This is a genomic window from Pasteurella atlantica (assembly GCF_963693435.1).
Lineage (GTDB): Bacteria > Pseudomonadota > Gammaproteobacteria > Enterobacterales > Pasteurellaceae > Phocoenobacter > Phocoenobacter atlanticus.
In genome coordinates, this window is sequence record NZ_OY856306.1 from 1,464,958 (window position 1) to 1,481,363 (window position 16,406).

Annotated in this window: 19 protein-coding genes; 6 read left to right on the top strand and 13 right to left on the bottom strand. The window is 33.3% G+C overall.

Annotated elements, in window-relative coordinates; genetic code table 11:
• Positions 1 to 4: 4 nt before the first annotated feature.
• The 9 genes from yghU to U9966_RS06920 form a co-directional block, all read right to left on the bottom strand.
• Complete coding sequence (yghU, locus tag U9966_RS06880; protein WP_306346952.1) at positions 5 to 781, bottom strand: glutathione-dependent disulfide-bond oxidoreductase; 777 nt, start codon at positions 779 to 781, stop codon at positions 5 to 7.
• A gap of 110 nt (positions 782 to 891) precedes the next feature.
• Positions 892 to 1,518: a nitroreductase family protein gene (locus tag U9966_RS06885; RefSeq protein WP_306346953.1), complete on the bottom strand. Its 627-nt coding sequence runs from the start codon at positions 1,516 to 1,518 to the stop codon at positions 892 to 894.
• An 11-nt stretch (positions 1,519 to 1,529) separates the two neighbouring features.
• Positions 1,530 to 2,390: a glyoxalase III HchA gene (gene hchA, locus U9966_RS06890; RefSeq protein WP_306346954.1), complete on the bottom strand. Its 861-nt coding sequence runs from the start codon at positions 2,388 to 2,390 to the stop codon at positions 1,530 to 1,532.
• Positions 2,391 to 2,617: 227 nt separating this feature from the next.
• The gene (locus U9966_RS06895) at positions 2,618 to 3,256 is read right to left on the bottom strand and encodes an NAD-dependent epimerase/dehydratase family protein (RefSeq protein ID WP_306346955.1); all 639 of its coding nucleotides are present in this window, start codon (positions 3,254 to 3,256) and stop codon (positions 2,618 to 2,620) included.
• Positions 3,257 to 3,284: 28 nt separating this feature from the next.
• The gene (locus tag U9966_RS06900) at positions 3,285 to 3,638 is read right to left on the bottom strand and encodes a hypothetical protein (protein WP_306346956.1); all 354 of its coding nucleotides are present in this window, start codon (positions 3,636 to 3,638) and stop codon (positions 3,285 to 3,287) included.
• 207 nt (positions 3,639 to 3,845) lie between these two features.
• Positions 3,846 to 4,526 carry a type 1 glutamine amidotransferase domain-containing protein gene (locus U9966_RS06905; RefSeq protein ID WP_306346957.1) on the bottom strand — a complete coding sequence of 227 codons (681 nt, stop codon included), beginning with the start codon at positions 4,524 to 4,526 and terminating at the stop codon, positions 3,846 to 3,848.
• A gap of 102 nt (positions 4,527 to 4,628) precedes the next feature.
• The gene (locus U9966_RS06910; protein ID WP_306346958.1) at positions 4,629 to 5,042 is read right to left on the bottom strand and encodes a COG4315 family predicted lipoprotein; all 414 of its coding nucleotides are present in this window, start codon (positions 5,040 to 5,042) and stop codon (positions 4,629 to 4,631) included.
• A 15-nt stretch (positions 5,043 to 5,057) separates the two neighbouring features.
• Positions 5,058 to 5,471, bottom strand: a complete 414-nt coding sequence (locus U9966_RS06915; RefSeq protein WP_306346959.1) for an organic hydroperoxide resistance protein — start codon at positions 5,469 to 5,471, stop codon at positions 5,058 to 5,060.
• 12 nt (positions 5,472 to 5,483) lie between these two features.
• Positions 5,484 to 6,647 (bottom strand): iron-containing alcohol dehydrogenase, encoded by a 1,164-nt coding sequence (locus U9966_RS06920; protein WP_306346960.1) that lies wholly within the window; start codon positions 6,645 to 6,647, stop codon positions 5,484 to 5,486.
• A 454-nt stretch (positions 6,648 to 7,101) separates the two neighbouring features.
• Here U9966_RS06920 and U9966_RS06925 point away from each other — a divergent pair, with 454 nt between their 5' ends.
• The gene (locus U9966_RS06925) at positions 7,102 to 8,505 is read left to right on the top strand and encodes a DegQ family serine endoprotease (RefSeq protein ID WP_306346961.1); all 1,404 of its coding nucleotides are present in this window, start codon (positions 7,102 to 7,104) and stop codon (positions 8,503 to 8,505) included.
• A 173-nt stretch (positions 8,506 to 8,678) separates the two neighbouring features.
• Here the strand turns inward: U9966_RS06925 and U9966_RS06930 are convergent, their stop codons facing one another.
• The 3 genes from U9966_RS06930 to prmB are packed head-to-tail and all read right to left on the bottom strand — an operon-like array spanning position 8,679 to position 11,055.
• The gene (locus U9966_RS06930) at positions 8,679 to 9,497 is read right to left on the bottom strand and encodes an SDR family NAD(P)-dependent oxidoreductase (protein ID WP_306347060.1); all 819 of its coding nucleotides are present in this window, start codon (positions 9,495 to 9,497) and stop codon (positions 8,679 to 8,681) included.
• The gene (locus U9966_RS06935) at positions 9,497 to 10,060 is read right to left on the bottom strand and encodes a nitroreductase family protein (RefSeq protein ID WP_306346962.1); all 564 of its coding nucleotides are present in this window, start codon (positions 10,058 to 10,060) and stop codon (positions 9,497 to 9,499) included. The genes U9966_RS06930 and U9966_RS06935 overlap by 1 nt, the downstream gene beginning before the upstream one ends.
• A 41-nt stretch (positions 10,061 to 10,101) precedes the next feature.
• The gene (gene prmB / locus U9966_RS06940; protein WP_306346963.1) at positions 10,102 to 11,055 is read right to left on the bottom strand and encodes a 50S ribosomal protein L3 N(5)-glutamine methyltransferase; all 954 of its coding nucleotides are present in this window, start codon (positions 11,053 to 11,055) and stop codon (positions 10,102 to 10,104) included.
• Positions 11,056 to 11,142: 87 nt separating this feature from the next.
• Here prmB and smrB point away from each other — a divergent pair, with 87 nt between their 5' ends.
• The 5 genes from smrB (at position 11,143) to U9966_RS06965 (ending at position 15,450) form a co-directional block, all read left to right on the top strand.
• Positions 11,143 to 11,685 (top strand): endonuclease SmrB, encoded by a 543-nt coding sequence (gene smrB, locus U9966_RS06945; protein ID WP_306346964.1) that lies wholly within the window; start codon positions 11,143 to 11,145, stop codon positions 11,683 to 11,685.
• Positions 11,686 to 11,744: 59 nt separating this feature from the next.
• On the top strand, positions 11,745 to 12,965 hold the full coding sequence (locus U9966_RS06950) for a DUF711 family protein (protein WP_306346965.1): 1,221 nt from the start codon (positions 11,745 to 11,747) through the stop codon (positions 12,963 to 12,965).
• Positions 12,966 to 13,131: 166 nt separating this feature from the next.
• Positions 13,132 to 13,803, top strand: a complete 672-nt coding sequence (gene yjjG / locus U9966_RS06955) for a pyrimidine 5'-nucleotidase (RefSeq protein WP_306346966.1) — start codon at positions 13,132 to 13,134, stop codon at positions 13,801 to 13,803.
• A 15-nt stretch (positions 13,804 to 13,818) separates the two neighbouring features.
• The gene (cysB, locus tag U9966_RS06960; protein ID WP_211596963.1) at positions 13,819 to 14,802 is read left to right on the top strand and encodes an HTH-type transcriptional regulator CysB; all 984 of its coding nucleotides are present in this window, start codon (positions 13,819 to 13,821) and stop codon (positions 14,800 to 14,802) included.
• Positions 14,803 to 15,450 (top strand): hypothetical protein, encoded by a 648-nt coding sequence (locus U9966_RS06965; protein WP_306346967.1) that lies wholly within the window; start codon positions 14,803 to 14,805, stop codon positions 15,448 to 15,450. It begins immediately after the preceding gene.
• A gap of 547 nt (positions 15,451 to 15,997) precedes the next feature.
• Here the strand turns inward: U9966_RS06965 and U9966_RS06970 are convergent.
• Complete coding sequence (locus U9966_RS06970) at positions 15,998 to 16,387, bottom strand: helix-turn-helix domain-containing protein (RefSeq protein WP_306346968.1); 390 nt, start codon at positions 16,385 to 16,387, stop codon at positions 15,998 to 16,000.
• Positions 16,388 to 16,406: the final 19 nt, after the last annotated feature.

Consider the following 16,406-nt stretch of genomic DNA (forward strand, 5'->3'; position numbering starts at 1 on the left):
AATCTTAGATTGGTTGTAATTCCATAATCATTGCCTTTTGAACGGCATCACGCTCGGAAATTTGCTTAGCCCAACGCATTAAGTGTTGATAGGATTTAATATCTAAAAATGTATCTGAACCTGTGTATAACTTACCCAACGCTAATTGTCCATACCACGCCCAAATCGCCATATCGGCAATGCTATAACCACACTTGCAGATATACTCATTATCCGCTAAATGCTTATTTAATAAATCTAATTGACGTTTTGTTTCCATCGTAAAGCGGTCAATAGCATATTCTATCGGCTCTGGTGCATAATGATAAAAATGCCCAAAACCACCACCTAAATACGGAGCAGAACCCATTTGCCACATCAACCACGACAAACATTCGGCTCGATCTTTGCCAGATTTTGGTAAAAAGTATCCATATTTTTCTGCTAGATAGATTAAAATCGCTCCTGACTCAAATAACTTTATCGGTTCATCAAGTGACTGATCGATCAAGGCAGGAATTTTAGAATTAGGGTTTATTGCCACAAAATCTGAACCAAATTGTTGTTCTTCCATAATATTGATCTGATAGGCATCAAATTCAGCACCAGCTACATTCAAAAGTGCTAACTCTTTAAGCATTATATTGATTTTTATGCCATTAGGCGTATTTAATGAATAGAGTTGTAATGGCTTATCGCCACGAGGTAATCTTTGCTCAAATTTTGCCCCAGCAGTGGGGCGGTTAAAATGATGAGAATTTTCTTTATTTTTCCAAACCTTTGGCGGTGTGTAAGTCGTCATTACATTTACTTCTTTTTGTTGCTTTCTTTGTTTTAGAATAAGTCACAAGTAAAAATACCAAACCCGTTAACGGAATAAATCAACTGATAAGTATTTATTTTGTCCTAAATTTATTTAAAGGTGGTAATTTCTTCTGCATCAAGGCGAATACTGCCGTGTGATTGATAATTTGCTTTGCCGATTGCAATGATCATTACAGGTACATATCTTTCAGGATCAACGCCTAATGACTCGGCAATTTTATCTTCTTCAAAACCACCAATAGCGTTGGTATCGTATCCATAAGCACGAGCGACTAACATTAATTGCATTGCCATTAAACTTGTATCAATTTTAACAATATCATTCATTTTTTGTTTAGAAGCATTTTCATAAAATGGCATAAACATTCCCATCAGCTCTTGCTTGATATTTTCAGGCATTAACCCTTTTTCAACTGCTCTTGAATAAATATCCTCCGCTTTTTGGTAACATTGCATATCGCCAAAAAGGACAATCATTGCTGCGGATGTATCATTTTGTCTTGTATTAAAGCGAATAAGTGGTCTTAAAATATCTTTTCCTTCCGGCGTATCCACGACAACAAATCGCCAAGGCTGTAAATTCACAGATGATGGTGCTTTTACTGCTTTATTAAGCATTTCTAGCATTTCTTCACGATCTATTTTGATATTTTCATCAAAAACTTTTATAGACGTTCGATTATAAACAATATCTTCAAAATTATTATTTTTCATATTTTTTCCTTTTATTTGTTGATTGATTTTAATAGTTCTTCTGCACACAATTTCCCAAAATCATTAGCGGCTTGTGGACTTGCACCAGTAATCAATTTTCGGTCGATATAACAAGTTTTATCGGCTTTTTTATTGACAAAAGTAACACCTAAATTTTCCAATGTTTCACCAAATTTCCAAGTTAAATGCCCTGGCATATAGCCAATCATCGGTGTTTGTTTATCAACACTATCAGGGAAGGCAGCCATTTTATAGCCTTTGTAAATAAACTCTTTATCATTGTCTAAATTTGCAGCCAATAAAGCCGCAGGGGCGTGACAAATCGCCATCATATATAAATCTTTTTTGTGTGACCAATGAATGAGTTGGCTTAAATTTTTATCTTCGGGTAATCCAAGCATTGCACCGTGTCCCCCTGGAATAAAAACAGCTACATAATCATCATTATCATTCATTTTATGTTGTACAAAATCAGCTAAACTTTTTGGATTTTCAAATTGTGATTGATATTCTGAATAGATTTTTTGAACATTTTCATCTTTTTGTGGCATTGCCCACATTTCGATTTTTACTGATTTTCCTGTTGGTGTGTAAATATCAACATCAAAACCTGCGTTTTTAAGGTGTAACATAGGCAATAGCATTTCGACAGGGTGGTTTCCTGTTGAAAATTTTGTGCCGTTTGCCATTGTCATATTTTGCTGTTCGGTACAGATCATTAAGATTTTTTTCGTGCCTTGATAGGTATTTGGATAAATTGAACCGTCAAAATCAGTTTTGTCTGATGTTGCTAGCTTTAAAGCAAGTTTTGACGGAATAAATGCACCGTCTTTGGCAGGTTGTGGTGCAAGTCCGAGTAGTTTTTTTAACATAATGTTTTTCCTTAGGTAATAATTGAGTATTAGAAATGTGTAAAAATTTCGTCTAACTCAAAATGAGATTTGGGTAATTTTGCATTAAAGTCATCATCAGCGTGATAACTCAATGCTATGGTTAAAGTTGGCATTGTTTACTCTTTTGTACTCAATTAACTTGTATGCAAAATATTATATTGAGTAAAAATATATTTGCAAGTTGTTTGTGTACAAATTATTTTTTATTAGAAATTATCATTAAAAATAATTTGATTCCCTTTACGATGAACACCTGAAAATAAAGCTTTTGCTAACTTTTCACCAGTAATTGCACCATATTTTTTAAATTTTCCTCTCATTATATATTTCAAAATTTTAACTAAAAAAATACCAATATTTTCTACAAATCGTTGTTCGCAACGATTACCATAAATCAGTGATGGACGATAAACCAGAATATTGGGAATATTGTATTGTAAAATATCTCGTTCCATTTCGCCTTTAGTTCGGCTATAAAATACTCGACTATTTGTATTCGCACCGATAGCTGAAATTACGCTAAACGTTAGTATATTGTTTTTTTCTGCTAATTTTGCTGATGTGACAGGAATACCGTGATCAATAGCTCGATATAAGATTTTATCGGGTGTCTTGGCTTTTGTTGTTCCGATACAGCAAAATACTTTATCGGCAGTGAAATTATCGGTTTGTTGCTCTAGTTCTAACATATTACAAACGATTTCTTCCAATTTAGGGTGTGTTTTTCCTGTTGTGCGACGAGTAAATATTTTTACTTTTTCGTAGTCATCACTTGCTAGTAATAAATCTAGCAAATAACTACCAGTAAGTCCTGTTGCACCAAGTAGAATGGCAGTTTTTTTCATTTTTTTCTCTTTTATCATTTTGATTTCGTTATTTCTTAGACTTGATTAAGTAACTAAATACGAGAAAGAAGAAGAGTCCAAATAGCCAGTCATTTATTCCATAAATACTGTAAAAGATGCCTGCCATTATATCTTCTTGATATACATCTGAAAGATTATGATGAATAAGCCAATTTATCCACATACACCCATAAATAGATTTCTCAATAACGAATATACCAATTAGCCATTTTAGATGATGAAATGATTTGGAAACGGATAAAAATACACCACCCCATACCATTATCATTAATAGTCCAAAATTAGACATTACAATGGGATCGTATTTAATGATTGTTTCATTGGTAAAAAATCTTGAAAAGAAAAGTACTGACAGGTTCATAATACCTGATAGGATAAATCCTTTGCTAATAATTATATCTATTTTACTCATTGTTATATCCTGTTTTTAACCCAAATTACTTAATTTTTTATAAGGAATTACTGATATATCAATTATCACTAAATATATAATAAGGGCTATTAAACGTAATAACAGCCTGAGTATAAACTCAAACTGTTATATTTTTTATATTATAAGATTGAGTTTTTACTTCAATTTATTTAATAAAAGTTCAGCAACTAATTCTGATGAGGCAGGGTTTTGCCCAGTGATTAATAGATCATCTTCAACTGCATAAGGAACCCAATCGCCTTTCTTAGAGTAAATACCACCATTACTTTTTAACATATCTTCTACTAAAAATGGCACAATATTAGTTAATTGAACAGCCTCTTCTTCACCATTTGTAAAACCAGTGACTTTTTTACCATTAACTAAAGGTGTTCCATCTGTATTTTTGGTATATTTAAAAATTGATGGTGCGTGGCAAACCGCAGCAACAGGTTTATTATTTTGATAAAAGCTTTCTATCAATGCAATTGAATTTTTATCTTCTGCCAAGTCCCATAAAGGTCCGTGACCACCAGGATAAAAAACCGCATCATAATCTGCTTGATTTACCGTTTCTAATTTAATGGTTTGAGCTAAAATAGCTTGTGTTTCTTTATCTCCATTAAATCTGATTGTTGCAGGTGTTTGAAAGTCAGGAGATGCACTTTTAGGATCAATCGGTGGTTGTCCACCGTTAGGCGATGCAAGCGTTATTTCAATGCCATTATCCTTCAATACATAGTAAGGTGTTGCAAACTCTTCTATCCAGAATCCTGTTTTTTCTCCAGTATTTCCTAAATCTTCGTGACTTGTTAGTACAAATAATACTTTTTTCATATTTTTTCTCTTGTTGTAAATGGTAAATTTTTAATAGTAATAGTAATAGTAATAGTAATAGTTATTTCAACTACTATACTTTAAAGTCGCTAAGGTTAAATATTAAGGTTTAACAATACGCCAAATATTTCTAAATCCATCACCAGTGGTGTCGCCAACTTTTTTATCTTTAATCCAATAATATAAGGGCTTACCTTTAAATGCCCATTGTTTTTTGCCGTCATCACGAATGATTACGGAGTAGTCCCCATCATTGATTGCATTATCTTTAGCAAATAATGGTGGCCAATAAATTGCACATTCATCATTACAAACACTTTTGCCACTGTTGGCAATGTCTTTATCAAAAGTATAAAGGGTCATACCATTTTTGTCTGTAAGTAAGCCATTGAGTGTGCTGACAGGCACCGATTGAGTACTATTTTGGCTAACTGATGATGCGTTATCAGAGGTGTTGGCATAGCTTGTCATAGTAACAGAAGCTAATAAAACGGAGGTTAAAAGTAATTTTTTCATTGTGTTATTCCTAATTTATTTTAATGATATATTGACTTCAATATTGCCACGTGTGGCATTTGAATATGGACAAACTTGATGAGCTTTTTCAAGCAATTGTTGAGCAGTTTCTCTCTCTACACCTTGAATATCCGCCACTAAATCAACAGCTAAATCAAAACCACCTGTTGTATTTGGTAAAATACTTACCGTAGCTGTAATGGTACTATCAATTTTCACTTTGGATTTTTGAGCGACTAGGTTTAACGCACTATCAAAACACGCCGCATAGCCACCAGCAAATAATTGTTCAGGGTTAGTAAAGTCATCATTTTGACCACCTAATGCTTTTGGCATTCTTACTTCTAAATCTAATACACCATTATCCGATTTAATGTTGCCATTTCTTCCACCAGTGGCAGTTACTGTTGTTGAATATAATGTTTTCATTTTGTTTTCCTTTTATTTTGTATAAGTATTTTTTACAATTTGTTGTACATCATTAGGTGTAATAGCTTGATGTTCTCCAAGCCCTAACCAACCACGTTGAGTAAATCTTTCAGCGATAATTTCGGCACTACCATTGTAATCTTCCGTATAAGCCGATAGCGTCGTTTCGATACCTAATGAATTAAAAAATTGTTCTGTTTTTAAGATACCTCGCTGTGCTTTTTGTTCAAGGTTACCTTCTGTAACTTGCCAAACTCGTTCAGCATATTGAGCTAATTTTTCTTTTTTAGTTTCAAAACAATGCTCATAATAGCGTGGAGCAACAATGGCTAAGGTACGTGCGTGATCAATACCAAACAATGCGGTTAATTCGTGTCCAATGGCGTGAACGCCCCAATCACTTGGTACGCCTTGACTGATCAATCCATTTAATGCCATCGTACACGACCACATAAAGTTAGAGGCAGCTTGATAATCGTTAGGATCATTCAAAACAGTTTCACCCACTTCGATCAAGGTTTGTAAAATACTTTCAGCAAAACGATCTTGGAGTAAACCACCAGCTGGATACGTCATATATTGTTCTAAAACGTGAGTAAAAGCATCTATTACCCCATTTACCAATTGTTTTTTAGGCAAGGATTGAATAACCGTAGGATCAAGTACAGAACATTGAGGGAACAATAGTGGCGAACCAAAAGATAATTTTTCTTTTGTTGCTCGGCGAGAAACAACTGCACCTGAATTCATTTCAGATCCTGTGGCGGGCAGTGTTAAAACGGCAGAAAAAGGTACGGCTAATTTTATTTCTGCTTTTTTGGCTAAAATATCCCAAGCATCGCCTTCATAGTGTGTGGCAGCCGAAATAAATTTTGCACCATCAATCACTGAACCACCGCCTACTGCAAGAATATAATCAAGCTGATTTTCTTTAATCGTTTTAACCGCTTCCATTAAAATTTCATATTCGGGATTAGCAGGCACGCCACTAAATTCAATAAGGGTATAGTCTTTTAATGTATTGATAATTTGATCATAAACACCATTACGTTTAATACTTCCCCCACCATAAAGCATTAAGATTCTTGCATCTTCTGGGATCTCTTGAGATAAATTGGCTATTTGTCCTTGTCCAAAAAGGATTTTAGTCGGATTTTTGTATTGAAAATTTTTCATTTTATACTCTCTATTAGTTGAATTTATTTTGCATGCAAATAATTATATAGAGGAAAAATTTATTTGCAAGTATTTTGTGTACAAAATATTTTCTGTTATACAAAATTTAACAATGGAAATAGAGTATCTTAGAAAAGGGTTATTTTTTACAATATGTCGCAATGATGTCTTTGTTGTGGGAAGAAGATTAATTATATTAGTGTAGGGGAGTCATACAAAAATCCTGTTGATTTTACTCTAACAGAAGGGGCGTTCATAATAGTAAAGATGTAAAAAATGATAAATATCATACCGCTTATTTCTTGAAAAAAATCATAAAGCCCCAATTTTAAGACTAAATAATCGACACTTTAATCTATTATGTTGAACCACTAACAAAACTTATAGTCATAGTGTTCGACTTTGCCGTAAATAAACGTGTTCAAATATAAACAAAAATAATAAGGAATTTTATATGAATAAAAAAATAAGAAAATCATTGTTAGCATCAATTATTATTGGTACGACAGCTCTTAGTTTTTCAAATGTTAGCTATGCGAACTCAATTTTAGATGCCTTAACTAATTCGAATGATACCCAAACTGTTAGCCTTGCACCAATGTTAGAGAAAGTAAAACCAGCAGTAGTGAGTATTGAGGTGGAAGGAAAAACCAAAGAGCAATCTTTCCAGCAGAATATTCCTGATGAATTTCGATTTTTCTTTGGTGATGATTTCTTTGGACATAGAGGGAGTAATGCTCCTCGCAAATTTAAAGGATTAGGTTCTGGTGCAATTATTAACGCTGAAAAAGGCTACGTATTAACCAATAATCACGTGATTGATAAAGCTGAAAAAATCACTGTTTTATTAGAAGATGGGCGTAAATTTAAAGCAAAATTAGTGGGTGCAGATCCAATGTCTGATGTAGCGTTAATTCAAATTGAAAACCCTAAAAACCTAGTAGAAATTAAATTTGCAGATTCAGATAAAACCCGTGTTGGTGATTTCACCATTGCAATTGGTAATCCATTTGGATTAGGACAAACTGTGACGTCTGGAATTGTATCAGCGTTAGGTCGCTCGATGGGTAATTTAGATCGAGGCTATGAAAACTATATTCAAACAGATGCAGCAGTCAATCAAGGAAATTCTGGAGGACCATTAATTAACTTAAAAGGTGAGCTAATTGGTGTCAATACGGCCATTATTTCTCCAAGTGGAGGTAATGCTGGTATTGCTTTCGCTATTCCAAGTAATATGGCACACAACTTGGTAAATCAAATTATTGAATTTGGTCAAGTTAAACGTGGAATGCTTGGTATTAAAGGGGGCGAACTTAATGCTGATTTGGCCAAAGAATTTGGGGTTGACGCTCAACAAGGTGCCTTTGTTAGTGAAGTACTACCAAATTCAGCCGCTGAAAAAGCAGGGATTAAAGCAGGGGATGTTATCGTAAAAATGAACGGTAAAAAAATCTCAAACTTTAGTGAAATGCGAGCCAAAATTGCAACCTCTGGAGCAGGTAAAGAGATTGAACTTACGTATTTACGTAATAGTGAAAGTAAAACTGTGAAAGTAAAATTACAATCTAGTGATGAACATTCACAAACGGCATCACAAGATTTATTACCTGAATTAAAAGGTGCTAAATTTAGTAACTATAGTGAGGGCAGTACGAAAGGTGTCGAAATTTCAGAAGTAGAAAAAGGATCAATGGCTGAAATGCGAGGGTTAGAAAAAGGTGACATCATTATTGGTATCAACCGTAAATCTGTCAAAAATGTGGGAGAATTAAGAAAAATTCTTGATAAAAAACCATCAGTAGTTGCACTAAATATTATGCGTGGTGATATTAATTTATTTGTGATTACTCAGTAATTTTTGACATACTTTTAATTATTTATGCCTCCTGAAATGGGGGCTTTTTCTTACTGTCTGTACAATTTCATACGCAACAACTTTAACCAGTCAAACCCGCCAACAAAAGCAGGTTTTAACTAATCAACAAGCTAATAGCATTTATTATTGGGCAACAGAAAAAGTAAATATCTCTAACCCGCTGATTTTCTACAAATAAAATCAAATATAAATGTAGGTAAAATACGTTTTAAGATCCAAAAAAGTTTTGTTGGAAAAGTCACTCTATAGCGAGCTTTTGGTTTCTTGGTATTTAATATTTTTAAACATACTTCTGCACAAGCACTTGGTGGCAAAGCAAAAGGATTTTTATTTTCTTTAGTATTAAAATATTTGATATGTTTTTGATAGGTTTTTTGATGTATTGAATCGCTAACATCTAGTTTTTCAAATTGTTTTTTGCTATTTGAACGGAAATTACTTTGTATAGGACCGGGTTCAATAAGGCTTACAAAAATATCGGTATTTGCTAATTCTAAACGTAATGTATCCGCCATTCCTTCTACGGCAAATTTCGTGCTGTTATATGCTCCTCGAAAAGGCACTGCAGCAAACCCTAAAATACTGCTGGTAATAATGATTTTACCTTGCTTTTGTTGGCGAAATATTTTTAACGCTTCATTCATTACTTCCCAAACACCAAATACATTGGTTTCAAAAATTGCTTGTAAATCTTGACGTGAAACATCTTCAACCATACTTGGCAAGCCGTAACCTGCATTGCAAAAAACTGCATCTAAGTGACCGCTTGTCTGAATGCTTTCAAAGGCGCTATGAATTTGTTCAGAATTATTTACATCCAGTAATAAAGACTCAAACCCTTCTTGTTGTAGGCGAATAACATCTTCTTGCTTACGGCAACTTGCAAAGACTTTCCAGCCTTGTTGTTTGAGTAGTTTGGCTGTTTCATAACCGATACCAGAAGAGCAGCCTGTAATTAAAATTGTTTTCATCATTTGATATAACTCACAAAAGATTCAATGGCTTCACTTTGAGAAGTGGTCGAAATTTGCTCTTGTTCAGCAGGCTTACCTATTCTGACTAATGCAATGATTTTATCTTTTTCGGTACAGCCAAATGCGTGACGTAATGCAGAACCTTCAACCCATTTATTGGTGATCCAGCAGGTTTCAAAACCTTGAGCATTAGCGGCAAGTTGCATAGCATAAGTTGCACATCCAGCAGTGAGCATTTGTTCCCATTCTGGAATAGGTTTCTTATCACTATATTTACACACAACGCCAATAATCATCGGTGTTGTACTGGTGATACTTTCTGCTGTATCTAAACAACTACTTCCCATATCAAACTCATTAACCGTTGCAATTAAATGCTGTTTTAATTGAGGCATTCCACTTTTATCAATCACAACAAAATGATAAGGTTTTAATAGACCGTGATCAGGGGCTCTTAAGGCTGCTTTTAAAATATGGTCAAGTTCTGCTTGGTTTGGTGCAACATCATTAAATTTTCTTGATGAGCGACGATGTTGAAGTAAGTGTAAAGTACTATTCATATTCTATATCCTTTAAAAATTTAACGCTATAGTAGTGCTAACTATTTTTGGAACGCTTCTTGGTGAGCTAATAATTGCTCTTTATTTAAACTAAACACACCTAATCCACCGTGTTCAAATTCAATCCAGTTAAATGGAACCTCTGGGTATTGTTCTATTAAATGAACCATAGAATTTCCGACTTCACAAACAAGTGAACCGTGATCAGCTAGGTAATTAGGTGCCGTGGCTAGGATACGTTTCACCAATGTTAAACCATCAACGCCAGAACCTAATGCTATTTCTGGTTCGTGATGATATTCTTCTGGCATATCTTCTAAATCTTCTTTATCTACATAAGGAGGATTGGTGATAATAAGATTATATTGATCTTGAGGTACATTATCGAACAAATCAGATTGAATAGGAATAACACGTTCACTCATTTTGTGGTATTCAATATTCATTTCTGCCACATTTAATGCCTCTGTAGATAAATCAACGGCATCAATATCCGCATTTGGAAATTGTTCTGCACAAGCAATAGCAATGCAGCCACTTCCTGTACACATATCTAAAATACGAAGAGGTTCAGAATGAAGAATTCCTGCAAAACGGTTTTGTATAAGTTCTGCAATAGGGGATCTTGGCACGATCACTCGTTCATCAACATAAAATTCTAATCCAGCAAACCACGCACAATGAGTGAGATATGCAATAGGTTTACGCCAGCCTAAACGCTGTTTTACCATACTGATAATATGTGATTTTTCCGTTAATGTTAAACGAGTATCAAATAGTTTCTCTGGTATATCAGAAGGTAAATGTAATGCTGCTAAAATAAGTTGTTGAGCTTCATCCCAAGCATTATCATAACCGTGTCCATAATAAAGATCTGATGCATTAAAGCAACTGTATGCCCAACGCATAAAATCTAATGTAGTTTGTAGTTCATCCGCAACGTTTGATTGTTGAATTTCATCTAAAAGTTCAAGATTGTATTTATATTCTGACATTAATTTTTTCCCAATTTGAAATTTAATCTATTTATACCATATTTTGCTTTGTGTTAGAATGGTATAGTTAATTTAAAAGGAAATAAAATGTTAAATGATGATGAGTTATCTTTGTTTAAAGAAGCCGTAAAAGGTATCAAAAAAATTAAACAAGATACAGTAGTAATAAAAAAACAAACACCTCAAAAAGCAGTTGAATTAAAAGAACAAAAAGAGAAAGCGGATACATTATTTTATTTTTCTGATGAATATGAACCCTTGTTAACGGAAGAAAATGAAAAAGTAAAATATCGTCGTGAAGATGTTGATCCTTATTTGTTAAAGCAACTACGCCGTGGAGATTTTTCTCCTGAGCTTTTTTTAGATTTACACGGTTTGACCAGAAAACAAGCTAAAATGGAATTGGCCAGTCTTATTTTAGCCTGTGAGAAAGAAGGGGTGTTTTGTGCGAGTATTATGACAGGATACGGCACTTTTGCATTAAAAAGACAAATTCCTCGTTGGTTAGTGCAACACCCTAAAATAATGGCATTACATCAAGCCCCACGAGAATGGGGTGGCGATGCAGCTATTTTGATTTTAGTTGAGCAAAGCCATCAATTTTCACCATTTAAAAAAGATTTGAAATGATCCGCTACTGTATAAATGTTATACTGGTTTCTTTTGGATCATAACGGAAATAAAAATTAATGAATTATAAAAACAAATCACTATGCCGTGTACGGACAATTACGTTATTTTTATCCTTAACTCAAGATAAAAATCAATGGCAACAGGCTTTACAGGAAGCCAAACAAGAATTTAATTTATTGATCCCAAGTATTCAAAATGCAGGTTATGAAATCCAAACCATTCGTATCGTCACTAATGCTTTTGGTGAATATTTAGATACCACTAACATTGACACTGCTAAAGCAGATTTAAGTTATCTCAAACACCTGTTAAACCAACTTAATGACAGTGGTTTACGTATTCGATTTGCGATTGGAGAAGCAAAAACAGAGCGAGAGATTAACCTGTTACCTGAGCTTATCCAAAGTTATGGTGATTTATGCAATGCTTGTGTTAATGTGCCATTGGATAAAAATGGTGTATTAGATAACAACTTAATAGAACAATCAGCTCAGGCTGTGAAAAAAATTGCCCAAATAACTGAACGAGGTGAAGGCAACTTTAATTTTACGGTTAATTTTAACTGTGAACCATTTATCCCTTATTTTCCTGCTAGTTACCATTCTAGTCAATTACCAAATTGCTTTGTGATTGGTTTTGAAACACCTGATTTGTTGGTGGAAGTATTAGAAAGTTTATCAAAATCTGAACATAATGATTTTTTTAATACTGCTTATGAAAAAATGTCACAGGCATTGCAATATCATATTGATGAAGTCTTAAATGCAGTGTCATCCACTGAACTTACTGGACGTTTTAAATTTGTAGGAATAGACAGTTCTGCAGCGCCGTCTAAAAGTTGTAACTCAATGGCAACTGTGTATGAATTATTAGGCGTACCTTATTTTGGTGCAGCAGGAACAGTAGAAGCCTCAGCCCTTCTTACTCGAGTGTTTAAATCCGTTAAAAATGTGCCTCTTATTGGTTTCTCTGGATTAATGCTCGCATTAACAGAAGATACAGGTTTAGCTAAAGGTTCACAATTAGCACAATTTGATATTCGAGCATTACTTACATATAGTGCGGTATGTGGCATTGGATTAGATACCGTCCCTGTTGCAGGAGATGTGACCATTCCACAACTTAGTGCTTTAATGCGAGATACTGGCACAATGGCATTTCGTTTAAACAAGCCCCTCACTGTGCGAGTGTTTCCTATTCCCAATGCAAAAGCAGGCGATAGCACTCAGTTTGAAAGTGATGATTTGTGTAACAGTAAAATTTTAGCAATACCATAAAACAAGCGGTTACTTTATAATAAAATTTTGCATTTTATTGTAAAGTGTATAATGACCATATACTTTTAACTATTAATTTTTAAATATTAATTGCCCCCACCCTAACCCTCCCCCGTAAAAACGGAGGAGGGGATCTTAAGAGGGGAGGGGCGTCAAAGAGGTAACAATGAAATATAAATGGATTTTATTTGATGCAGATGAAACCTTGTTTTCTTTTAATTCTTATTTAGGATTAAAAGCAATGCTTAAGCATTATGATATTGATTTTAGTCAGCAAGATTATGATGAATTTCAAGCAATCAATAAACCATTATGGGTGGCGTATCAAAATAAAGAAATTCAAGCAGAAGATATTCAAATTCGTCGCTTTCAAAAATTATCTGAGCAGACAGGACAACCGCCTTTAAGCTTAAATAAAGAATTAATGAATGAGATGGCAAAAGTGAGTCAGCCTTTAGAAAATGTTATCGAAATGCTTAATCATCTTTATGGACAAGTAAAAATGGGGATTGTCACCAATGGTTTTACGCAAATACAAGATGCTCGCTTAACGAATACGAATACTAAACATTTTTTTGATTTACTTGTTGTCTCAGAAGAAGTGGGAATTGCAAAGCCTGATAGAAAAATATTTGAATATGCGTTATCTAAAATGAATGATGTTCAAAAATCGCAAGTATTAATGGTGGGCGATACGTTAGCCTCTGATATTTTAGGAGGGAATAATGCGGGGTTTGATACCTGTTGGTTTAATCCACATAATGATGATAACAATTCTCAAATTCAAGCTACTTATGAAATCAATAATATGCGACAACTTATTGATATTATTAAGTAATAAGAGAGCATAAAAATGAAACTAATTCAGCTTCGGTATATTGTTGAAATTGTGAACCAAAATTTAAATATTTCAGATACTGCTAAGGTGCTTTATACTTCTCAACCTGGTATTAGCAAACAGGTACGACAACTTGAGCAAGAGCTTGGTGTGAATATTTTTGAACGTAATGGAAAACATTTAAAAGGATTAACCGAAGAAGGTGAAAAAATTGTGAAAATAGCCAGAGAAATCTTGGTGAAAACACAGGGGATTAAGTTGATTGCAGAAGAACAAACTCAACCTGATATTGGGATAATTCGTATTGCTGCACCTAACACACAAGCTCGTTATGTATTACCACAAGTGATTGACGTATTTAAAAAGAAATACCCCAATATTAGTATTCATCTTCATCAAGGATCTCCTGCTCAGATTTCTAATGCATTGCTCGAAGGAGAGGTAGATTTAGTGATCGTGACTGAAGCACAATCTCTTTTTGAAGGTGCAATTTTATTACCCTGTTATCTTTGGAATAGATCAGTTATTGTAAAAAAAGAGCATCCACTTGCAAAATTTGTGAACCAACCTACCGCTTTAACAGTCAAAGAACTCAGTAAGTATGATTTAATTACTTATACTTTTGGTTTTTCAGAAAATTCTGATCTTGATAATGCTTTTAGCCAAGCAGGAGTTTTACCTAAAGTTGTCTTTAGTGCCACAGATGCTGATGTGATAAAAACCTATGTACGTTTAGGACTGGGGGCAGGAATTATGGCATCAATGGCTTATACTGAATTTGATGATGATTTGATTAGAATAGATGCTAGACATCTTTTTCAATCAAGTATGACACAAATAGCATTTAGAAAGGGAATGTTTTTACGGCATTACCTTTATGATTTTATTACGGAGTTTGCACCACATTTAACTCGAACATTAGTAGAAACAGCAGAGCAATTACGTGATAATAACAGTATTGCTCGTTTGTTTGAACACACTCAATTAGAGGAAAAATAGATGAAGTTATGGACAAAAATTAAATATGTTGTACTGGGGAGTTTGGTATTAAGTAGTGCAGTATCAGCAGAAGATTTTAATATAAAATATAGTTCAAATTATTTAATGCCGGCGTATGTACATTTTAAAAATGATGATCATAGCTATGAAATTAATGCCAAAATTAATATTCCACTGTATAAAATTATTTTTTCATCACAGGGAACAACTCATAAAGATGGCTTTAATATGACAAGTTATCGAGATCTGCGTAATGGTAAAATCTATTCAATCAGTGAAATGAATGACAATATTATTACTTATGGACGAGTAAAGAAAGGCAGAGAGTTAGAAATGGTGAAAATAAATATGCCTGTTTTTGATTTATTTACAATGGCTTACCAATTAAGTTATTTTGATAAGTTACCTAAAAACTTTCAAATAACAAATGGGAAAAAAATGTATTTAATGAAAAATATTGCCGTAAAGAAAATAGTTAAAGCAGTAAAACAGGATGGGAAAGCTTATAAACAAATTACCTATAAATTTAAAACAGGACATAAAGATATTACTGTTAAAAAATATCTTGGTGAGAAATTTCCTCGTTATATTTCTTATAATAAAGATGGCGATAATTATAAATTAGAGTTTGATGGTTTTGTTGAGTAATGCTATAAATATAGTTTAAGGATGTATGATTATATAAATACATCCTTTTTTATTTATAACTATAACTTCGCATAATGTATATCAAGATTATGTTGAATTTGAGTGCTATACCATTTTTTAATAGTGCGAAAATTTATACATAATCTGCATTATGCGATGTTTTTTCCCTTCCAAATATAACCATATTTATAAATAATATAGTTAAAAATACCGCTTTAAGCGTGCAGCGGATTTGCCGCAGCACGCCAAAAGCGGTATAAAAATGACTTATTTTTGATGATAAAGGGGATTATTAAGGGGCTTGCCCCTTGATATAGCGTAAGCGTAGCTTAGATATTTATTTGAAAAAATGAATTAGTTGTGCGTAAAAATGTTTTTCAGAAAACAAGAAAATACTCACCCCCTATTAGACCAAATTCCGATATATAATCTTAAAAAATGTTTGAATTATAGAATTAAGTTGAATTTGCTCCGTCCACTATCTTTAAAAGTGAAAAGTGGACTCTTGTCTCATTTTGAGACAAAATAGCTTTTTTTTTAATCAATTCTAAAATTCTATCTTTTCAGATTTTCGCATTATTAACCAAGTTTTTATTAGCTGTTTTATAGCGTATTGATCTTCTTCAGGTAATTCTTTTAATGCTTTTTCTAAATATGAGAAACTTTCGGTTTTTTCACCATAGATAATTTCTTCTATTGCAACTCCTAAATTAGCAGCTATTGAAACTACTGTATTTATTTGTGGGTTATTTTGTTCACCGCTTTCTAATTTTGATATTTGCCCTTTTGATATTCCGCTCATATCTGCTAAATCTTGTTGGCTTATTCCTGCTGATTTACGAATATGTTTGATATTTTCACCGATATGTTTCATATAACTCTCTTTTATGTTTTTTTTTGTATTATTCAGTATAGTTTTTTTATAGTTTTTTTTCATATTTTATTATTTTAATACA

Excerpts from the sequence above, each read along its gene's own strand:
- yghU (WP_306346952.1), bottom strand. The coding sequence starts at position 781 with ATGACGACTTACACACCGCCAAAGGTTTGGAAAAATAAAGAAAATTCT.
- U9966_RS06885 (WP_306346953.1), bottom strand. The coding sequence starts at position 1,518 with ATGAAAAATAATAATTTTGAAGATATTGTTTATAATCGAACGTCTATA.
- hchA (WP_306346954.1), bottom strand. The coding sequence starts at position 2,390 with ATGTTAAAAAAACTACTCGGACTTGCACCACAACCTGCCAAAGACGGT.
- U9966_RS06895 (WP_306346955.1), bottom strand. The coding sequence starts at position 3,256 with ATGAAAAAAACTGCCATTCTACTTGGTGCAACAGGACTTACTGGTAGT.
- U9966_RS06900 (WP_306346956.1), bottom strand. The coding sequence starts at position 3,638 with ATGAACCTGTCAGTACTTTTCTTTTCAAGATTTTTTACCAATGAAACA.
- U9966_RS06905 (WP_306346957.1), bottom strand. The coding sequence starts at position 4,526 with ATGAAAAAAGTATTATTTGTACTAACAAGTCACGAAGATTTAGGAAAT.
- U9966_RS06910 (WP_306346958.1), bottom strand. The coding sequence starts at position 5,042 with ATGAAAAAATTACTTTTAACCTCCGTTTTATTAGCTTCTGTTACTATG.
- U9966_RS06915 (WP_306346959.1), bottom strand. The coding sequence starts at position 5,471 with ATGAAAACATTATATTCAACAACAGTAACTGCCACTGGTGGAAGAAAT.
- U9966_RS06920 (WP_306346960.1), bottom strand. The coding sequence starts at position 6,647 with ATGAAAAATTTTCAATACAAAAATCCGACTAAAATCCTTTTTGGACAA.
- U9966_RS06925 (WP_306346961.1), top strand. The coding sequence starts at position 7,102 with ATGAATAAAAAAATAAGAAAATCATTGTTAGCATCAATTATTATTGGT.
- U9966_RS06930 (WP_306347060.1), bottom strand. The coding sequence starts at position 9,497 with ATGAAAACAATTTTAATTACAGGCTGCTCTTCTGGTATCGGTTATGAA.
- U9966_RS06935 (WP_306346962.1), bottom strand. The coding sequence starts at position 10,060 with ATGAATAGTACTTTACACTTACTTCAACATCGTCGCTCATCAAGAAAA.
- prmB (WP_306346963.1), bottom strand. The coding sequence starts at position 11,055 with ATGTCAGAATATAAATACAATCTTGAACTTTTAGATGAAATTCAACAA.
- smrB (WP_306346964.1), top strand. The coding sequence starts at position 11,143 with ATGTTAAATGATGATGAGTTATCTTTGTTTAAAGAAGCCGTAAAAGGT.
- U9966_RS06950 (WP_306346965.1), top strand. The coding sequence starts at position 11,745 with ATGAATTATAAAAACAAATCACTATGCCGTGTACGGACAATTACGTTA.
- yjjG (WP_306346966.1), top strand. The coding sequence starts at position 13,132 with ATGAAATATAAATGGATTTTATTTGATGCAGATGAAACCTTGTTTTCT.
- cysB (WP_211596963.1), top strand. The coding sequence starts at position 13,819 with ATGAAACTAATTCAGCTTCGGTATATTGTTGAAATTGTGAACCAAAAT.
- U9966_RS06965 (WP_306346967.1), top strand. The coding sequence starts at position 14,803 with ATGAAGTTATGGACAAAAATTAAATATGTTGTACTGGGGAGTTTGGTA.
- U9966_RS06970 (WP_306346968.1), bottom strand. The coding sequence starts at position 16,387 with ATGAAAAAAAACTATAAAAAAACTATACTGAATAATACAAAAAAAAAC.